The organism is Pseudomonas sp. Z18(2022), from assembly GCF_036346535.1.
Lineage (GTDB): Bacteria > Pseudomonadota > Gammaproteobacteria > Pseudomonadales > Pseudomonadaceae > Aquipseudomonas > Aquipseudomonas yamanorum_A.
In genome coordinates this window covers 20565-40189 of record NZ_JAOTOA010000028.1, presented here as the reverse complement: position 1 = coordinate 40189, position 19625 = coordinate 20565, and the positions used below count along the sequence as shown (strand labels likewise).

17 protein-coding genes and 1 pseudogene are annotated in these 19625 nt (G+C 63.3%); 17 read left to right on the top strand and 1 reads right to left on the bottom strand.

Annotated features, from left to right (window positions below; translation table 11 throughout):
* Positions 1-95 precede the first annotated feature (95 nt).
* From V3W39_RS30410 to V3W39_RS30355, 12 genes and pseudogenes are all read left to right on the top strand, one after another.
* Positions 96-1832 carry an IlvD/Edd family dehydratase gene (locus V3W39_RS30410; protein ID WP_010173667.1) on the top strand — a complete coding sequence of 579 codons (1737 nt, stop codon included), beginning with the start codon at positions 96-98 and terminating at the stop codon, positions 1830-1832.
* Positions 1833-1888: 56 nt separating this feature from the next.
* Entirely contained in the window at positions 1889-2611 is a 723-nt protein-coding gene (locus V3W39_RS30405; protein ID WP_259198966.1) for a FadR/GntR family transcriptional regulator, read from the top strand.
* A gap of 247 nt (positions 2612-2858) precedes the next feature.
* Positions 2859-4229, top strand: a complete 1371-nt coding sequence (locus V3W39_RS30400) for an MFS transporter (protein WP_259198967.1) — start codon at positions 2859-2861, stop codon at positions 4227-4229.
* A 20-nt stretch (positions 4230-4249) separates the two neighbouring features.
* Positions 4250-5239 (top strand): LysR family transcriptional regulator, encoded by a 990-nt coding sequence (locus tag V3W39_RS30395; protein WP_177046580.1) that lies wholly within the window; start codon positions 4250-4252, stop codon positions 5237-5239.
* A complete protein-coding gene (locus tag V3W39_RS30390) occupies positions 5226-6638 on the top strand; it encodes an aspartate ammonia-lyase (RefSeq protein ID WP_259198968.1) in 1413 nt (470 codons plus the stop codon). The genes V3W39_RS30395 and V3W39_RS30390 overlap by 14 nt, the downstream gene beginning before the upstream one ends.
* Positions 6639-6810: 172 nt before the next feature.
* Positions 6811-8754, top strand: a pseudogene (locus V3W39_RS30385) (methyl-accepting chemotaxis protein).
* Between the two features lie 196 nt (positions 8755-8950).
* Positions 8951-9541: an amino acid synthesis family protein gene (locus V3W39_RS30380; protein ID WP_177046586.1), complete on the top strand. Its 591-nt coding sequence runs from the start codon at positions 8951-8953 to the stop codon at positions 9539-9541.
* A gap of 43 nt (positions 9542-9584) precedes the next feature.
* Positions 9585-10418: an alpha/beta fold hydrolase gene (locus V3W39_RS30375; RefSeq protein WP_177046588.1), complete on the top strand. Its 834-nt coding sequence runs from the start codon at positions 9585-9587 to the stop codon at positions 10416-10418.
* The gene (locus V3W39_RS30370; protein WP_177046606.1) at positions 10415-11896 is read left to right on the top strand and encodes an aldehyde dehydrogenase; all 1482 of its coding nucleotides are present in this window, start codon (positions 10415-10417) and stop codon (positions 11894-11896) included. Before V3W39_RS30375 ends, V3W39_RS30370 begins: the two co-directional genes overlap by 4 nt.
* 12 nt (positions 11897-11908) lie before the next feature.
* Positions 11909-12394: a flavin reductase family protein gene (locus V3W39_RS30365; protein ID WP_177079414.1), complete on the top strand. Its 486-nt coding sequence runs from the start codon at positions 11909-11911 to the stop codon at positions 12392-12394.
* 169 nt (positions 12395-12563) lie between these two features.
* On the top strand, positions 12564-13316 hold the full coding sequence (locus tag V3W39_RS30360) for a GntR family transcriptional regulator (protein WP_177046610.1): 753 nt from the start codon (positions 12564-12566) through the stop codon (positions 13314-13316).
* Positions 13317-13318: 2 nt separating this feature from the next.
* A complete protein-coding gene (locus V3W39_RS30355; RefSeq protein ID WP_177079415.1) occupies positions 13319-13882 on the top strand; it encodes an NUDIX hydrolase in 564 nt (187 codons plus the stop codon).
* A 6-nt stretch (positions 13883-13888) separates the two neighbouring features.
* Here V3W39_RS30355 and V3W39_RS30350 read toward each other — a convergent pair whose 3' ends face one another.
* Positions 13889-14182 (bottom strand): DUF1330 domain-containing protein, encoded by a 294-nt coding sequence (locus V3W39_RS30350; RefSeq protein ID WP_177046614.1) that lies wholly within the window; start codon positions 14180-14182, stop codon positions 13889-13891.
* Between the two features lie 69 nt (positions 14183-14251).
* Between V3W39_RS30350 and ribBA the strand changes: the two genes are divergently transcribed.
* The 5 genes from ribBA to V3W39_RS30325 all read left to right on the top strand — a co-directional run bounded on the left by ribBA (position 14252) and on the right by V3W39_RS30325 (position 19514).
* Complete coding sequence (gene ribBA / locus V3W39_RS30345) at positions 14252-15361, top strand: bifunctional 3,4-dihydroxy-2-butanone-4-phosphate synthase/GTP cyclohydrolase II (protein WP_177046615.1); 1110 nt, start codon at positions 14252-14254, stop codon at positions 15359-15361.
* Positions 15362-15588: 227 nt separating this feature from the next.
* Complete coding sequence (locus V3W39_RS30340; RefSeq protein ID WP_177046617.1) at positions 15589-16614, top strand: ABC transporter substrate-binding protein; 1026 nt, start codon at positions 15589-15591, stop codon at positions 16612-16614.
* The gene (locus tag V3W39_RS30335) at positions 16611-17528 is read left to right on the top strand and encodes an ABC transporter permease (RefSeq protein ID WP_177115553.1); all 918 of its coding nucleotides are present in this window, start codon (positions 16611-16613) and stop codon (positions 17526-17528) included. The genes V3W39_RS30340 and V3W39_RS30335 overlap by 4 nt, the downstream gene beginning before the upstream one ends.
* Positions 17529-17534: 6 nt before the next feature.
* Complete coding sequence (locus V3W39_RS30330) at positions 17535-18344, top strand: ABC transporter permease (RefSeq protein WP_177046621.1); 810 nt, start codon at positions 17535-17537, stop codon at positions 18342-18344.
* Between the two features lie 15 nt (positions 18345-18359).
* Positions 18360-19514, top strand: coding sequence for an ABC transporter ATP-binding protein (locus V3W39_RS30325; protein WP_177046623.1), 1155 nt, complete (start codon positions 18360-18362; stop codon positions 19512-19514).
* The last annotated feature ends 111 nt before the right edge of the window (positions 19515-19625 follow it).

The following is a 19625-nucleotide window of genomic DNA, read 5'->3' as shown; positions in this document are numbered from 1 at the left end:
TTACTATTTAATCAACAACACTTCCAAAGCGGCGATTTTACGCCTATGTTAAGCCGAGATTAGATCAATATAGTCTTACAATAAGAGAACACATCATGTCCGAGAAAAAGCCCGTCCTGCGCTCCGCCAGCTGGTTTGGTACTGCCGACAAAAACGGCTTCATGTACCGCAGCTGGATGAAAAATCAGGGGATTGCCGATCATCAGTTCCATGGCAAACCAATCATCGGGATCTGCAACACCTGGTCGGAACTGACGCCCTGCAACGCGCACTTCCGCCAGATTGCCGAGCATGTGAAACGCGGGGTGATCGAAGCCGGTGGCTTCCCGGTGGAGTTCCCGGTGTTCTCCAACGGCGAATCGAACCTGCGCCCCACCGCGATGCTCACCCGCAACCTGGCCAGCATGGACGTGGAGGAAGCCATTCGCGGCAACCCCATCGACGGCGTGGTGCTGCTGACCGGCTGTGACAAAACCACCCCGGCGCTGCTGATGGGCGCGGCCAGTTGCGACGTGCCGGCCATCGTCGTCACCGGCGGGCCGATGCTCAACGGCAAGCACAAGGGCCAGGACATCGGCTCGGGCACCGTGGTGTGGCAGCTCAGCGAACAGGTCAAGGCCGGCACCATCACCCTCGACGATTTCCTCGCGGCCGAAGGCGGCATGTCGCGCTCGGCGGGCACCTGCAACACCATGGGCACCGCCTCGACCATGGCGTGCATGGCCGAAGCCCTGGGCACTTCCCTGCCCCATAACGCGGCAATTCCCGCGGTGGATGCGCGGCGTTATGTGCTGGCGCACATGTCCGGCATGCGCGCGGTGGAGATGGTGCGCGAAGACCTCAAGCTGTCGAAGATCCTGACCAAGGAAGCCTTTGAAAACGCGATCCGCGTCAACGCGGCCATCGGCGGCTCGACCAACGCGGTGATTCACTTGAAAGCCATCGCCGGACGCATCGGCGTGGAGCTCGACCTGGACGACTGGACCCGCATGGGCCGCGGCATGCCGACCATCGTCGACCTGCAGCCGTCCGGGCGCTTCCTGATGGAAGAGTTCTACTACGCCGGCGGCCTGCCGGCCGTGCTGCGTCGCCTGGGTGAAGCCAACCTGATCCCGCATCCGAACGCCTTGACCGTCAACGGCAAGTCCCTCGGCGAAAACACCAGGGAGGCGCCGATCTACGGCCAGGACGAAGTGATCCGCACCCTCGACAACCCGATCCGCGCCGACGGCGGTATCTGTGTGCTGCGGGGCAACCTGGCCCCTCTCGGCGCAGTGCTCAAGCCTTCGGCCGCCAGCGCCGAACTGATGCAGCACCGCGGGCGGGCGGTGGTGTTCGAGAACTTCGACATGTACAAGGCGCGGATCAACGACCCGGAGCTGGACGTGGATGCCAACTCGATCCTGGTGATGAAAAACTGCGGCCCCAAGGGTTACCCGGGCATGGCGGAAGTGGGCAACATGGGCTTGCCGGCCAAGCTGCTGGCCCAGGGTGTGACCGACATGGTGCGCATCTCCGATGCGCGCATGAGCGGCACCGCCTACGGCACCGTGGTGCTGCACGTGGCGCCGGAAGCGGCAGCCGGCGGGCCGTTGGCCACGGTGAAGGAAGGCGACTGGATCGAACTCGACTGCGCCAACGGCCGCCTGCACCTGGACATCCCGGACGCCGAACTGGCAGCACGCATGGCCGACCTGGCGCCGCCACAGCAACTGATCGTCGGCGGCTACCGGCAGCTGTATATCGACCACGTATTGCAGGCCGACCAGGGCTGCGACTTCGATTTCCTGGTGGGCTGCCGGGGCGCCGAAGTGCCACGTCATTCCCACTAATTGGGACGGGAGGAATGCTATGATGCCGCCAATTTCGCCAGAGTAGCCTTCCTGTTATGGACCAGCAGCCGACCAAGCCGCGCAAGAGCATGCACGCCCAAATCGTTCAGGACTTGGGCATGCACATCGTTTCCGGGCGCTTCAAACCGGAAGAACGGTTGCCCATGGAGGCAAGCCTGTGCGAGGAATACAAAGTCAGCCGTTCGGTATTGCGTGAGGCCACCCGGGTGCTGAGCGCCAAGGGCCTGGTGATTTCCAAGCCCAAGGTCGGTGCGATGGTGCGTCCCCGGGCCCAGTGGCATTTGCTGGACCCGGACGTGCTGTCCTGGCTGATGCAGTCGACCCCCCACAGCGAATTTTTCAACACCCTGGCCGGTGTACGGCGGATTTTGGAACCGGAAATCGCCGCCATGGCCGCGACCACCGCCACCGACGCCGACATCGCCACCATCGAAAAAGCCTACCAGGGCATGGAAACCGCGAACACCCACGAAACGCTGTTGCAGGCCGACCTGGACTTCCACCGCGCGATTGCCGACGCCACCCGCAACGACCTGCTTGCCTATATGTGCAACATGCTGTCGCTGCCGCTGCGCGAGTCGATCAACATCACCAACCGCCGCCCGGATATCCAGGGCCTGAGCCTGCCCCGGCACAAAGCGATCCTCACCGCGATCAAGAACCGTGATGCCCTCGGCGCCCGGCATGCGTCCCTGGTGCAGCTGGATGACACACGCGTGGCGCTGGACACCGTGATGAATGTGCTGACCCCGCTGTAAGGCGGGCCTGGTCCCGCCCTCCACGCCAATTGCCTCCTGCCCTTCCCGGCCTGCTCCCCGACAGGCCGTACTGCTCAATCGAGCCAACGGTTTAACCCGGACCTTCACGAAAAACGGCGCCAAGTATCAGCTATCTTGATACTCAGCCGGCGCCTGCTGATTTCGTGAAGTCGTCGCCCTAGACTCGCTCTCACCGGGTGCTGATGCACCGGATCCCACACCTATAAAAAAGCAAGTGGAGAGACGAATGAGTGGTCAAGTAGCGTTCGAAGACCTTCCGCTGAGCCGCTTCCATATCCGGACGGTGTTCAGCGGCACGGGTGGCCAGTTCAGTGACGGGTTCGTGCTGGGCATTATCGGGATCGCCGTGAGCATGGCGGCAGGGCCCCTGCAATTGACCGCGTTGTGGATGGGCCTGCTGGGTGCCGCGTCCCTGGCCGGGTTGTTCCTCGGCAGCCTGTTTGCCGGCCCGATCGCCGACAAGTTTGGCCGGCGCACGATTTTTGCCTGGGACATGTTGTTGTTCGCGGTGATTTCCGCCTCGCAGTTCTTTGTCACCTCCCCCGAGCAACTGCTGGCGCTGCGCCTGTTATTGGGCCTGGTGCTGGGGTTTGACTATGTGGTGAGCAAATCCCTGGTGACCGAGTTCGCTCCCCGCCGGTATCGGGGGCGCTTGCTCAGTGTACTGGCGGCGGCCTGGGCGGCGGGTTACGTGGCGGCGTACCTGGCCGGGTTTGCGGTCCGCGATATCGGCCCGGATGCCTGGCGCGTGATGCTCGCCCTCAGTGGCATCCCCGCGCTGTTGATCTTGCCGCTGCGCCTGGGGGTTCCGGAGTCGCCGATCTGGCTGATGGCCCGGGGGCGCAACGAAGAAGCCTCGGCCGTGGTGCGCAGCAAGTTCGGGCCACACGTCTATCTGCCCGCACCGGCCGCCCAGGCCTCTGCGCAAAAGCCACGCGGCAGCTGGAGCGAGCTGTTGAGCCCGCGCTGGCGCAAGAACACCTTGGTGGGCTGCGTGTTCTATACCTGCCAGGTGATTCCGTTCTTTGCCTTGGGCACGTTCGCACCCAAAGTCCTGGAAGCGTTGAACGTGCAGGACAAGTTCGTCGGTGGCCTGGTCTACAACGTACTGCTGCTGGTCGGCGCCCTGCTCGGTTTGCTGGTGATCGACCGCATCTCTCGCCGCGTGTTTCTGGTGGGCACCTTCTACCTGAGCGCTGCCGGCCTGGCCGTGTTGGCCTACGCCGGTTTCGGCCCGCTCGGCACCATCCTCGCGTTCGGCTTTTTTGCCTGCGTGATGGCGGCCGCGGTGAACCTGGAGTTCGTCTATCCACCGGAGCTGTTTCCCACCCACCTGCGGGCCTCGGGGATCGGCCTGGCCGTGGCCGCAAGCCGGTTTGGCTCGGCGGTGGCGACCTTCCTGCTGCCGGTTGCGGTGCAACATGTGGGGGTTCATGCGGCATTGGGCGTGTGCGTCGGTGTGCTGATCGTGGGCGGCGTGTTCTGCCACTTGTTTGCACCGGAAACCAGCAAGGAAGACTTGTCGGGCGTCACGCCCGATATCGACCCGGGCTTGTCGCCGGTGCTGTCCAGCCCCGTGGGGCGCACCCCGAAGTAAACCGTTGAAGAGGGATGACGATGTCAGCGAACAGGCTTATCGACATGTATGCGGTCCAGGTATTCATCGCGGTTGCCGAAGAGGGCAGCATGTCGGGAGCCGCCGCGCGCATGGGCATTTCCCAGTCCGGCGTCTCGCAGATGGTGCGCCAGCTGGAAGAGGACCTGGGGGTGGTGCTGGTGGACCGCACCACCCGCCCGCTCGCCCTCACTTCGTTCGGCATCGCCTTGCGTAACCGGGGCTCGGTGTTGAGCGAGGAACTGTCCCATCTCAAGGCCCAGGTGATCGACGCCGGACGCGGCGTGAACCCGGACCTGCGCATTGGCCTGGTGGACTCCTTTGCAGCGACCTGCGGCTCGGTGTTCACCAAACAATTGCTGGGCAAGGTCGCGCAGCTGTCGATCCGCACCGGGCTCAGCCCGCAACAAGGCGAATCCCTGCTGCGCCGCGACCTGGACCTGATCGTCACCAGCGACCCGCTGATGGACGCCAACGATGTGATTCGCTACCGGCTGTTTTCAGAGAAGTACTTTGTGATCACGCCCAGCCAGCTGCGCACCGAAATCAACACGGTCGAGGACGTACGGGCGCTGGCCAATGTGCTGCCGGTGGTGCGTTTCAACCGGATGTCCCAGGTCGGCCTGCAGATCGAACGCCATCTGCGCAGCCTGAATGTACGGGTGCCCAACCGCCTGGAACTGGACAACGCCGATGCATTGACCTCGATGGTCGCCGAGGGCATCGGATGGGCGGTGACCAGCCCGATGTGTTTTTTGCAGGCCTCTTCGTGGGTGGACAAAGTGACCGCACACCTCACCCCGGACCTGCAGCTGGAGCGCTCGCTGTACCTGGTAGCGCGACGCGATGAATACAGCGCCTTTTTCGCCGATGCCTGCGAAACGGCGCGCAATGTGATCCTCCACTCCTTCCTGCCCAGGCTAAAGGCCCTGGACAAAGGGGTGGAGGCGTTAATCCAAATAGATGAGGGTGATGCTCGTGAGTACTTTTGATTCTGCCGCTGCACGACTGGAAACCGATTACGTCGGTGATGTGCACATTCCGGCCGGCAAGTTGTATGGGGTGAACTCGGTACGCGGGTTCGACAACCTCAGCGTGTCACCGTTGACCATCGCCCACTACCCCGCCTTTCGTGATGCCTTCGCCCAATGCAAATCGGCGGCCGCGCTGGCCAACCACACCTGCGGCGTCATCGCCCTGCCCCAGTGCGAGGCCATTGTGCAGGCCTGCGGCGAGGTGATCGCCGGCCAGTGCGACGACTCGCTGATCGTCGACCTGCTGGAAGGCTCCGGCGGCACGTCCACCAACATGAATTTCAACGAGGTGATTGCCAACCGCGCCCAACAGTTGATGGGGCATGCCGCCGGTTCGTATGAGGTGGTGCACCCCAATGACCATGTGAACGCCTCGCAGTCGACCAACGATGTTTACCCGGCCGCCCTGAAGATCGCCACGTACGCGATGCTCGGCCCGCTGATCGATGAAGTGGAACAACTGGCAACCCGCTTCGACCAGAAAGCCGAACAGTTTGCCGATGTCCTGCACCTGGGCCGCACCTGCTTGCAGGACGCCCAGCCGATGCGCCTGGGCCAGGTGTTTTCCGGGTATGCCGACCTCACCTATCGACTGGGCGCGGAGCTTGCCAGCGTGCGCGACAAACTGCGCACCCTGCCCCTGGGCGGCACCGCCATCGGCACCGGGTTCGGCGCGCCGGCGGCGTATCGCGCCTCGGTGTACCGGCACCTGGTACAGATCACCGGCATTGAGTACCAGGCACCGTCGAATGCCTTCGACGCGATGCAGAACATGGATGTGTTCTCCCGGGTTTCCGCCGAACTGCGCACCTGCTCGGCGTCCCTGGCCAAGATCGCCTCGGACCTGACCCTGCTGTCGTCCGGCCCTGTCGGCGGAATTGGCGAACTGAAGCTGCCCGAAGCCCAGGCCGGCTCGTCGATCATGCCCGGCAAGGTCAACCCGGTGCTGCCGATGGCCATGATTCAACTGAGCTTCGCGGTCATCGGCAACGACGTGGCGGTGGCACAGGCGGTACAGGCTGGCCAGTTGGAGATCAACCACTACGAGCCATTGGTGGCTTCCCGTGTATTCGACAGCATTGCGCTGCTGACCCAGGGCATCCAGCGCTTCCGCGAAAAATGCGTCAGTGGGATAACGGCTGATGCGCAACGCAATGAACAACACCTGACCGACTCGATGGCGGTAGCCACCGCGCTGGTGCCGAAACTGGGGTACGCCCGCGTCAGCCAGCTGGCACGCCAGTCCGTGGCGCAAGGTCGCTCACTGCTGTCGATCCTGGAAGAGTCCGGGTTGATGAGCCAGGCCGAAGCCATGGCCGCGATCGAGCGCTCCTCACGACCTGTATTCGAGGACTGAGGCCGCTGGCCTCCCCGCTCCACTTAAACACCCCCTCCAGCCTCAAGTACGTACCCCCGCAGTCGATATACAGGGGGTACGCATGGCTGACACCGCCCCACCACAACACATGCGACGCTCGACCCTACTGTTTTCTCCTTGCCAAAAACTATAAATACCCGCGGGTGAAGTCATGAATATCAAGCAGAAGCTGACCTGGGCCTTTGCGGCCATCGCGTGCCTGCCGGTCATCCTGGTGGCCGTGCTCGTCGTACTGAATGTGCGCGACGGGGCCTTGGCCAATTTCCTCGACAGCAGTGGTCGCGAGATCCGCCAGATCGACAATGGCATGAAGCAGTTCTTCGACGGCATCAGCCAGAACGTCGACTATGTGGCCAAGGACCCGCGCGTTGTCGCGGCCAAGGACCTCAAGAGCTACGCCGGCGCCGACGCCGCGCAAATCCCGCTGACCCCGACCAATAAAGACCTGCTGGCGATTTTCGACCAGTTCGCCAAAAGCCATCCGAGCACCGCCTACCTGTCCCTGGGACTGAGCGACGGCGGCTACGCCAGTTGGCCTGACGACACCAAACTGAACAACTATGACCCGCGTGTGCGCCCCTGGTACAAAGCCGCCATCGCCGCACCCGGCACCACCGTGCGCACCGGCGCCTACTACTAGGCACCGGACGATGTGACGCTGATCGGCACCGTGCACACCGTCGCCGACGCCACCGGCAATATCCTCGGAGTCGTCGGCCTAGATGTATCCCTCAAGCAGCTCACCGAACTGGTGCGCAATATCAAGCTGGGCGACAGCGGCTACCTGATGCTGGTGGAAGCCAACGGCAACGTGCTGGTGGACCCGAGCGACGCCAAGCACAACTTCAAGCCCCTGGCCGACCTGGGCCCCAACTATGCCGAACTGGCCAAGCGCGGCGATGGCGTGACCCAGGTGGAGATTGACGGCGTGCCGTACATGGCCAACGTGGTCAGTTCCAAAGATTTGGGCTGGCGCTTTATCGGCCTGATCAAGCGTGACGAAGTGATGGCCGGCGCGACGCGCCTGACCTGGCTGATCACCGCCATCGCGGCGGCATTGGCGGTGGTCTTCGCCATTGTCGGCGCCAGCTTCGCCCGGGTGATCGTGCGCCCGATTCGTGGCGTGGCCGACGGCCTGCAGGAAATCGCCGAAGGTGAAGGCGACCTCACCCGCCAACTCAAGGTCCAGGGCAAGGACGAAACCGCCACCCTGGCGGGCTGGTTCAACCAGTTCCTGAGCATGATCGCGCAGTTGGTGCAGCGCATCGGCAACGCCTCGTCCGACCTGCAAACCGCGGCGGCCGACACCCGTGAAGTCGCGCACAACATGAACCAGGCCGCCGGCCGTCAGCGCGAAGCCGTGGAGCTGGTGAGCACCGCGTTCAACGAAATGGTGGCCACCGCCAACGAAGTCGCCCGTTCGTGCAGCGCGGCGGCCTCGAGCGCCGACGAAGGTTATCGGGATGTGCACGATGGCCAGCAGCACATCGGCGAAGCCACCGGCAGCGTGCTCAAGCTGAGCGAAGACCTGCAAAAGTCGACCCAGACCATGCAGTTGCTCGAACAGGACAGCAAGAACATCAACACCATCCTCGACACGATTCGTTCGATTGCCGAGCAAACCAACCTGCTGGCCCTCAACGCGGCCATCGAAGCCGCACGGGCCGGTGACCAGGGCCGTGGGTTTGCGGTGGTGGCCGACGAAGTCCGCGCCCTCGCCCGCCGCACCGCCGACTCCACCGGCGAGATCGACAGCCTGCTGGGCAACCTCGCCCGCCGCACCCAGGAAGTCACCCTGCAGATGCAAGGCAGCCTGCAGGTCTCCCACACCAGCGTGGAACGCATCCAGCAGGCCCGCGACAGCTTCGACAAGATCCGTGGCTCGGTGGACTCGATTCGCGACCAGAACACCCAGATCGCCACGGCCGCCGAGGAACAGCATCAGGTGGCCGAAGAGATCAACCGGCACATCGCGCAGATCCATGCCGATGCCCAGCTGGTGGAAGGCTTTGCTCATTCGGCACAGACCGGCTCCGGGCGGTTGACGGATATTTCCGGCCAGCTCAAGGGCCTGGTCGGGCGCTTCAAGTTCTAACCCCGCCTACGAGGCGGTGACGTGCTCACCGCCTGCGCTCCCCATCACGCCTGTCCAGCCTGCCCCGCCTAGCGCGGGCGGGCTCGTTGCCGGCCATTTGTCAGCTTGCCCCAGGGCAACGCACATCACGCTATTGCGCTTCTCGTATTATGGTATACCATCATACGCAAATCACCTGCGTCAGATGGAGCCGTTCATGAGTTTCGAAATCCGCAAAATCGTCAGCTATGTAGAAGAAACCTTTATCGAAGGCGGCAAAGCCTCGGACACCCCGGTCAAAATGGTCGGCCTGGCCGTTGTGCTTAAAAACCCGTGGCTGGGCCGCGGTTTTGTCGAAGACCTGAAGCCGGAAATCCGCGCCAATTGTTCCGACCTGGGTGCGCTGATGGTCGAGCGCCTGGTGGGCATCATCGGCGGCGCCGAGAAGATCGAAGCCTACGGCAAGGCGGCCGTGGTGGGTGCCGATGGAGAGATCGAACACGCCTCGGCGATCATCCACACCCTGCGCTTTGGCAACCACTACCGTGAAGCGGTCAAGGCCAAAAGCTACCTGAGCTTCACCAACAAGCGCGGCGGCCCGGGCACCTCGATCCAGATCCCGATGATGCACAAGGACGACGAAGGCCTGCGCTCGCACTACATCACCCTGGAAATGAAGATTGAAGACGCGCCCCGCGCCGATGAAATCGTCGTGGTCCTGGGCTGTGCCGACGGCGGTCGCCTGCACCCGCGCATCGGCAATCGCTACATCGACCTGGAAGAGCTGGCGGCTGAAAAAGCCCAGTAAGCAAGACCCGTCACTCAAACAAAAAGGCATGCAGGAGCGCTCCATGATTCGGCTCACCGCTGAACGTACCCCGGCTGGCACCAGTTACCTGGCGACCGGCCAAGGCCAGCCTGTGGTTTTGATCCACGGCGTGGGCCTGAATAAAGAAATGTGGGGCGGCCAGGTGGTCGGCCTCGCCACCCGGTACCGCGTCATTGCCTATGACATGCTTGGCCATGGCGCCAGCCCGCGCCCGCAGAGCGGTACGCCGCTGCTGGGCTACGCCGACCAACTGCTGGAACTGCTCGATCACCTGCAATTGCCCCAGGCGACGGTGATCGGGTTTTCCATGGGCGGCCTGGTGGCTCGCGCCTTTGCCCTGCACTACCCGGAGCGCCTGCAAAGCCTGGTGGTGCTCAATAGTGTGTTCAATCGTAGCCAGGAGCAGCGCGCCGGGGTGATCGCACGCACCGCCCAGGCCGCCGAACACGGGCCCGACGCGAATGCCGAAGCCGCCCTGTCGCGCTGGTTCAGCCGTGAATACCAGGCCGCCAACCCGGCGCAGATTGCCGCGTTGCGCCAGACCCTCGCCGGCAACGACCCTCAGGGTTACCTGACCACCTATGAATTGTTCGCCACCCAGGACATGTACCGCGCCGACGACCTGGGCAGCATCAAGGCGCCGACGCTGGTGGCCACCGGCGAGCTGGACCCCGGCTCGACACCGCAAATGGCCCGGCAACTGGCCGAGCGCATTCCCGGTGCGACCGTGGCCGTTTTGCCCGAGCAACGGCATATGATGCCTGTCGAATCGCCGCGTCTGGTCAACCAGCTGTTGCTGGACTTCCTCGAAACGGCACACTCCCAACAACACCCGATAAAGGGGATCGTGGCATGACACTTGAACGCTTCCAGATGTGCATCGGCGGCGAATGGGTTGACGCCCTGTCCGGCAAGACCTTCGACAGCCTGAACCCGGCGCTGGCCGAGCCCTGGGCGCAGTTGCCCGATGCTGACGAGGCTGACGTGGAGCGCGCCGTGAGCGCCGCCCAAAGCGCCTTCGAAAGCCCGGCCTGGCGCGGCCTGACCGCCACCGCGCGGGGCAAGCTGTTACGCCGCCTGGGCGACCTGATTGCCGAGAACAAAGAGCAACTGGCCCAGCTCGAAAGCCGCGACAACGGCAAGCTGATCCGTGAAACCCGCGGCCAGGTCAGTTACCTGCCGGAGTTTTTCCACTACACCGCAGGCCTGGCCGACAAGCTCGAAGGCGGCACCCTGCCGCTGGACAAGCCCGACCTGTTTGCCTACACCGTGCACGAAGCCATGGGCGTGGTTGCCGCGATCATTCCGTGGAACAGCCCGCTGTACCTGACCGCGATCAAACTTGCGCCCGCCCTGGCGGCAGGCAACACCATTGTGATCAAACCGTCGGAGCACGCCTCGGCGACCATCCTGGAACTGGCGCGCCTGGCGCTGCAAGCCGGCATCCCGCCAGGTGTGGTCAACGTCGTGACCGGCTACGGCCCAAGCACCGGCGCCGCCCTCACCCGCCACCCGCTGGTGCGCAAGATCGCCTTCACCGGCGGCGCCGCCACGGCACGGCATGTGGTGCGCAGCAGCGCCGAGAACTTCGCCAAGCTGTCCCTGGAACTAGGCGGCAAATCACCGAACATCATCTTTGCCGACGCCGACCTCGACAGCGCCATCAACGGCGCCATCGCCGGCATCTATGCCGCCTCCGGGCAGAGCTGCGTCTCCGGCTCGCGCTTGCTGGTGCAGGATGAAATCTACGACGAATTCGTCGAGCGCCTGGTGGCGCGCGCCCAACGCATTCGCATCGGTAACCCTCAAGACGACGCCAGCGAGATGGGCCCCATGGCCACCGCGCAGCAACTGGCCGTGGTCGAAGGCCTGGTGGCGGATGCCATCGCTGAAGGCGCGCGCCTGCGCACCGGCGGCAAACGCCCGCAGAACCTCGGCGAAGGCTGGTTCTACGAGCCGACCTTGTTCGAGTGCGACCGCAATTCGATGAAGATCATGCAGGAAGAAGTGTTTGGCCCAGTGGCGTCGGTCATTCGCTTCAAGGACGAAGCCGAAGCCCTGGCCATCGCCAACGACTCGCAGTTCGGCCTGGCCGCCGGTATCTGGACCCGCGACCTGGGCCGCGCCCACCGGCTGGCGCGGGATGTGCGCTCGGGCATCATCTGGGTCAACACCTACCGCGCCGTATCGGCCATGGCGCCCATCGGCGGCTTCAAGAACAGTGGCTATGGACGCGAAAGCGGCATCGATTCGGTGCTGGCCTACACCGAGCTGAAGACGGTGTGGATCAACCTTTCCCAGGCACCGATGCCTGATCCTTTCGTGATGCGCTAAGAGACCACAACCATGATCGAACCCGGCATTTACAAAGACGTGATGAGCTCGTTTCCCTCCGGCGTCACGGTGGTGACCACCCTGGACCCGGAAGGCGGCATCGTCGGCATCACCGCCAGTGCGTTCAGCGCGCTGTCGATTGACCCGGCCCTGGTGCTGTTCTGCCCCAACTATGCGTCGGACACCTACCCGATCCTGCGGGACAGCAAGCGCTTTGCGATTCACCTGCTGTCCGCCGACCAGACTGCCGAGGCCTATGCGTTTGCCAGCAAAGGCAAGGAAAAAGCCAAGGGTATCGAGTGGCACCTCAGCGACCTGGGCAACCCGCTGCTGGCCAAGGCCACGGCGATCATCGAGTGCGAGTTGTGGCGCGAATACGACGGCGGTGACCACGCGATCATTGTGGGCGCGGTGAAAAACCTGATTCTGCCCGACCAGCCGGTGACGCCGATGATCTACCACAAAGGCAAGCTGGGCCCGTTGCCTACCCTGGCGTGAGGCGGCTGCCGGGGCCATTTGTGGGGCCGTGAGGGTTTGTCGCTTAAAGAACACAGCGTGATAAACTTGCCGAAGATTTTGGCCCTCAATCGGCCCGGCTGGCCCCTGAAGCCTTCGCCAAAGCCGGTGCCGAGGCCTCCAGTTAACCGCCCCATTCAGAGCAGACCCCATGAAACGCCTGCCACTCGACGACAGCTTCAAGGTCAATCACAACCCGGTCACCCTGCGCGAAATCGTGCTGGAAAAACTGCGCAGCGCCATCATGAACTTCCAGCTGTTGCCGGGCGACCGCCTGGTGGAGCGCGACCTGTGCGACCGCCTCGGCGTCAGCCGCACCTCGGTGCGCGAAGCCTTGCGTCACCTGGAGTCCGAAGGCCTGGTGGAGTTCGCCGACGCCAAGGGCCCGCAAGTCGCAATCATTACCCTGGCCGATGCCGTCGATATCTATGAACTGCGCTGCGTGCTCGAAGGCTTGATCGTGCAGTTGTTCACCCTGCGCGCCAAGGCCAAGGACATCAAGGCCCTGGAAAAAGCCCTCGAGGAAAACCGCAAGGCCCTCAAGGACGGTGAACTGCAACAGGTCATCGACTCGGTACAGGGTTTCTACGACGTGCTGCTGGTGGGCTCCGGCAACCATGTTGCCGCCACCCAGTTGCGTCAGTTGCAGGCGCGTATCAGCTACCTGCGGGCCACGTCGGTGTCCCAGGAAAACCGTCGCGGTACCAGCAACCAGGAAATGGAGCGCATGGTGCAGGCGATCAAGAGCGGCGACCCGCTCGCGGCTCACCAGGCCTGCGTCGACCATGTGCGCGCCGCCGCCGCCGTTGCCCTGGACTACCTCAAGCGCAAGCAGGAAGAGACCGGCAAGATCCCCGAGATCACCCTGCCCATCGCGCTCAAAGAACCCCGCATAGGTCACTGACCATGTTCACCCCTGGCTTTTGCCCGAAATGCGGCGGCAGTGACCTGGGTCACCAACTGCCGCCGGGCGATACCCATGAACGCCTGATGTGCCGCGGCTGCGGCTATATCCACTACGTCAATCCGAAGATCATCGCCGGCTGCATCATCGAGCAGGACGGCAAGTACCTGCTATGCCAACGGGCAATCCCGCCACGCCCGGGCACCTGGACGTTGCCGGCAGGTTTTATGGAAGGTGGCGAAACCACGGAACAGGCGGCACTGCGGGAAGTCTGGGAAGAAAGCGGCGTGCGGGCGGAGATTGTGTCGCCCTACTCGATCTTCAGCGTGCCGAAGATCAGCGAGGTGTACATCATCTTTCGCGCCATTGCGCTGGAGATTACCGGCCAGTTCGGGCCGGAAACCCTGGACTACAAATTCTTCGCGCCCGAGGACATTCCCTGGGACAGCATCTACTACCCGGCGATCCGGCAGATCCTCGAACGCTATATCGAGGAACGCCAGGCCGGGGTGTATGGCATTTACATCGGCAACGACGACAGCGGCAGGATTCACTTTATCCGCTGATGCGCGTCAGAGCGCCAAGCCTTCCACAATGATGATCTGCGCCTGGGCCACGCCCTCACGGTGCGCCTTCGCCTCCTGATATTCCTCGGACTCGTAGCACGCCACCGCCTGGTCGTAGCTGTCGAATTCGATCACCACATTGCGCTGCGTTGCCGGCCCGCCTTCCATCGCGGCGCTGCGCCCGCCCCTGGCCAGAAATCGCCCGCCAAACTTCGCAAACGCCGCCGGTGCGCGCTGGGTGTACTGCGTGTATTGCTCGGCATCCGCCACATCCACATGGGCAATCCAGTAGGCCTTCATCGTGACATCCTCTACGTTAAGTTTTGTGGTATACCATAATACATACAACCAACAACCCGAGCACGTTACATGACCTTCAACAGCATCGCAGAAATCATCGAAGACTACCGCCAGGGCAAAATGGTACTCCTGGTGGACGACGAAGATCGGGAAAACGAAGGCGACCTGTTGCTGCCTGCCGACTGCTGCACCGCCGAGGCGATCAGCTTCATGGCCCGCGAAGCCCGTGGCCTGATTTGCCTGACGCTCACCGATGAACATTGCCAGCGCCTCGGCCTGGAACAGATGGTGCCGAGCAACGGCAGCGTGTTCAGTACCGCGTTTACCGTGTCCATCGAAGCGGCCGTCGGCGTGACCACCGGAATCTCCGCCGCCGACCGCGCGCGCACCGTGGCCGCTGCCGTGGACATGAGTGCCGGGCCGGCCGACATTGTGCAACCGGGGCACATCTTCCCGCTGCGCGCCAGGGACGGCGGGGTACTGACCCGCGCCGGCCACACCGAAGCCGGTTGCGACCTGGCGCGCCTGGCGGGGCACACGCCGGCCTCGGTCATCGTCGAAGTGATGAACGATGACGGCACCATGGCCCGCCGGCCCGATCTGGAAGTATTCGCCCGCACGCACGGGATCAAGATCGGCACCATCGCCGACCTGATTCACTACCGCCTGAGCACCGAGCGCACCGTGGTGCGCATTGGCGAACGCGACCTGCCGACGGTGCACGGCACGTTCCGCCTGATCACTTTCGAAGACCGCATCGACGGCGGCGTGCACATGGCAATGGTCATGGGCCAGTTGCGTCGTGACGAACCGGCGCTGGTACGGGTGCATGTGATCGACCCGCTGCGCGACCTGGTGGGCGCCGAATACAGCGGCCCGTCCAACTGGACCTTGTGGGCCGCCTTGCAGCGAGTGGCCGCCGAAGGCTGCGGCGTGGTGGTGGTGCTGGCCAACCATGAGTCATCCCAGGCATTGCTCGAGCGCGTGCCGCAACTGACCCAGGCGCCCCGGCAATTCAACCGTTCCCAATCGCGCATCTATTCTGAAGTAGGCACCGGGGCGCAGATCTTGCAGGACCTCGGGGTCGGCAAACTGCGCCACCTCGGCCCGCCCCTTAAATATGCCGGTTTGACCGGCTACGACCTTGAGGTGGTGGAGAGCATTGCGTTCACCGAATGACGGATAACCGGTAAGGCAAAATGCTTGCACAAAGTTTGGAATACCATAATATGACATCCCATAGACCGAACGTTTCTGCCAAGTGCACCCGCCAGGGAAAGCACCCATAAAAGCCCTTGGCACGGTCGCCTTCCGGGGCCTCGATTAGAGGCCCTGCTGGACCTACTGCTCCCGATAGGCGGGCACTACCAAGCCCGCTCAATAACAAAACAAATGAGGGCGTGAAAATGGTGTTGAACAAACGTGTCACCGCAGTGCTGTTCGCGGGCTTATTGGCCACGGCCACTCATGCGGCCCTGGCGGCCGAAAGCGTCAATTTCGTGAGCTGGGGCGGTAGCACCCAGGACGCGCAGAAACAGGCCTGGGCCGACCCGTTCAGCAAGGCCAGCGGCATCACCGTGGTCCAGGATGGCCCCACCGACTACGGCAAACTCAAGGCCATGGTCGAAAGCGGTAACGTGCAGTGGGACGTGGTGGACGTCGAAGCCGACTTCGCCTTGCGCGCCGCCGCCGAAGGCTTGCTCGAACCCCTGGATTTCTCGGTGATCCAGCGCGACAAGATCGACCCGCGCTTCGTCTCCGACCACGGTGTGGGTTCATTCTTCTTCTCCTTCGTGCTGGGCTACAACGAAGGCAAGCTCGGCGCCGGCAAACCCCAGGACTGGTCCGCGCTGTTCGACACCAAGACCTACCCTGGCAAACGCGCACTCTACAAATGGCCAAGCCCTGGCGTGCTTGAACTGGCGCTGCTGGCCGACGGCGTACCCGCCGACAAGCTGTACCCGCTGGACCTGGACCGCGCCTTCAAGAAACTCGACACCATCAAGAAAGACATCGTCTGGTGGGGCGGCGGTGCCCAGTCGCAACAGCTGCTGGCCTCCGGCGAAGTCAGCATGGGCCAGTTCTGGAACGGGCGCGTTCACGCCCTGCAGGAAGACGGCGCGCCCGTGGGCGTAAGCTGGAAGCAGAACCTGGTGATGGCCGACATCCTGGTCGTGCCCAAAGGTTCGAAAAACAAGGCGGCGGCCATGAAGTTCCTGGCCAGCGCCAGCAGCGCCAAAGGCCAGGCGGATTTCTCCAACCTGACCGCCTATGCACCGGTGAATATCGACAGCGTGCAGCGCCTGGATTCAGTCCTGGCACCCAACCTGCCGACGGCGTATGCCAAGGACCAGATCACCCTCGATTTCGCCTACTGGGCCAAGAACGGTCCGGCCATTGCGACACGGTGGAATGAATGGCTAGTCAAATGAAAATGACCGCAACCACGCCCGCCGGGAGCGCCCTGGGCGCTGCCGGCAAGGCTGGCGGTAAAGTCGTAGCGCCGTCCCTGGCGCAACGCTGGCGCGGTTCCAGCAACCTGATCCCGGCCCTGTTGTTCCTCGGCCTGTTCTTTCTGGCACCACTGATCGGCCTGCTGCTGCGGGGCGTGCTGGAGCCGGTGCCGGGGCTTGGCAACTATGAACAGCTGTTCGCCAACTCGGCCTATGCGCGGGTGTTGCTCAACACCTTTTCAGTGGCAGGCCTGGTGACCCTGTTCAGCCTGTTGCTGGGCTTTCCCCTGGCGTGGGCTATCACCCTGGTGCCCCGCGGCTGGGGGCGCTGGATCCTGAACATCGTGCTGCTGTCGATGTGGACCAGCCTGCTCGCCCGGACCTATTCCTGGCTGGTGCTGTTGCAGGCTTCAGGCGTGATCAACAAGGCGCTGATGGCGATGGGCATCATCGATCAACCCCTGGAGATGGTGCACAACCTGACCGGCGTGGTGATCGGCATGAGCTACATCATGATCCCGTTTATCGTGCTGCCGTTGCAGGCGACCATGCAGGCCATCGACCCGATGATCCTGCAGGCCGGCTCCATCTGCGGCGCCAGCCCCTGGACCAACTTCTTCCGGGTGTTCCTGCCGTTGTGCCGGCCGGGGCTGTTTTCCGGCGGGCTGATGGTGTTTGTGATGTCCCTCGGTTACTACGTCACCCCGGCGCTGCTCGGCGGTGCGCAGAACATGATGCTGCCGGAGTTCATCATTCAGCAGGTGCAATCGTTCCTCAATTGGGGCCTGGCGAGTGCCGGCGCCGCGTTGCTGATCTTCATCACGCTGGTGTTGTTCTACTTCTACCTGAAGCTTCAGCCGGAATCCCCGGTTGGCGCCAGCAACGCGAGGTAAGCCGTCATGCTCCTGACTCCCAATGCCATGAGCCGCAGGATGCGCCTGGGCCTGTACACCACCACCGGCGTGATTGGCCTGTTCCTGCTGTTGCCGATCGTGTTCATCGTGCTGCTGTCGTTCGGCTCCTCACAATGGCTGGTGTTCCCGCCGCCCGGCTGGACGCTGAAATGGTACGGCCAGTTCTTCTCCAACCCCGACTGGATGAACGCCGCCGTGGCCAGCCTCAAGGTCGCGGTGCTGACCACGGTGTTTGCCGTGGCGCTGGGCCTGCCTACGGCATTCGCCCTGGTGCGCGGGCGCTTTCCGGGCCGCGAATTGCTCTACGGCCTGTTCACCCTGCCAATGATCGTGCCGCTGGTGATCATCGCGGTGGCTGTGTACGCGCTGTTCCTCAAGCTCGGCTACACCGGGACGATGTTCGCCTTTGTGGTCAGCCACGTGATTGTCGCGTTGCCGTTCACCATCATCTCGATCATCAACTCGCTGAAGCTGTTCGATCAGTCGATTGAAGACGCCGCCGTGATCTGCGGTGCGTCGCGCTTGCAGGCGGTGTTCAAGGTGACCTTCCCGGCGATTCGCCCGGGCATGGTGGCGGGTGCGCTGTTCGCCTTTCTCGTCTCGTGGGACGAAGTGGTGCTCAGCGTGATGATGGCCAGCCCGACCCTGCAAACCCTTCCCGTGAAAATGTGGACCACCCTGCGCCAGGACCTGACGCCTGTGATCGCCGTCGCGTCGACGTTGCTGATCGGCCTCTCGGTGTTGGTCATGGTGATTGCCGCCGCCGTTCGCCGGCGCACAGAAACCCGGCCCTGAGCCCTGGAGAAGAACATGAGTGCAGTGATCAAAGCGTCCGCGCAAGGCAACGAGCAACCCCTGGTAAGCCTGCGCAACCTGAACAAGTACTACGGCGAATTTGCCGCCGTGGACAACATCTCCCTGGACATCCAGGACGGCGAGTTCCTCACCTTCCTCGGCTCAAGCGGCTCGGGCAAAAGCACCACGCTGTCGATGCTCGCCGGCTTTGAAACACCGAGCAGCGGCGAGATCCTGGTGGGCAACCAATCCCTGGTCAATGTGCCGCCCCACAAGCGCGACATCGGCATGGTGTTCCAGCGCTACTCGCTGTTCCCGCACTTGTCGGTGCGCGACAACATCGCCTTCCCCCTGGCGATTCGCAAACTGGCGAGTGCCGAGCGCGAAAAGCGCGTCGACGCGATGCTCAAGCTGGTGCAACTGGAAGCGTTTGCCCATCGCCGCCCTTCGCAACTCTCCGGCGGCCAGCAGCAGCGCGTCGCCATCGCCCGGGCGCTGGTGTATGAACCGCGCATCCTGCTGATGGACGAACCCCTCGGCGCCCTCGACAAGAAACTGCGGGAAGACTTGCAGGACGAACTGCGCCAGTTGCATCGGCGCCTGGGCATCACCATCGTCTACGTGACCCACGACCAGGAAGAAGCCATGCGCCTGTCCCAGCGCATTGCGATTTTCAGCCACGGCAAGATCGTCGGCCTGGGCAGCGGTTTCGACCTGTACCAGAACCCGCCGAACGCGTTTGTCGCCTCGTTCCTCGGCAACTCGAACTTCCTCAAGCTCAAGGCCCAGGGCAACGCCGTCGGCGCGTTCGAAGGCCAATCCCTGTCGATCCGCCTGACCACCGGGCTGCACATCGACCAGGACGTGCTGCTGATGGTGCGCCCGGAAAAAGCCCTGGCGCTGAGCGTCGAGCAGGCCGCCGGGCAACCGTTGGCGGCGGGCTGGAATGAAGTGTCGGCGATCGTGGGCGAAGTGCTGTTCCTCGGCGAAAGCCAGACCTGCAGCGTGAAAACCCTGGGCGGCACTTCGATGACGGTCAAGGCGTTGTCCGCCGCGGGCATGCCGCTCAAGGCCGGCGACCCGGTGCGGGTGCGCTGGGCCACGGCGGATGCGTGTGTGTATACGCAGTGGGCGGAGAGTGATCTGAACAAGGCGGCCGGGGCGCATTGAGTCACCCCCCTGTGGGAGCGGGCTTGCTCGCGAATGCGGTGTGACAGTCAATAGATGCATTGGCTGATCCACCGCTTTCGCGGGCAAGCCCGCTCCCACATTTTTAATTGT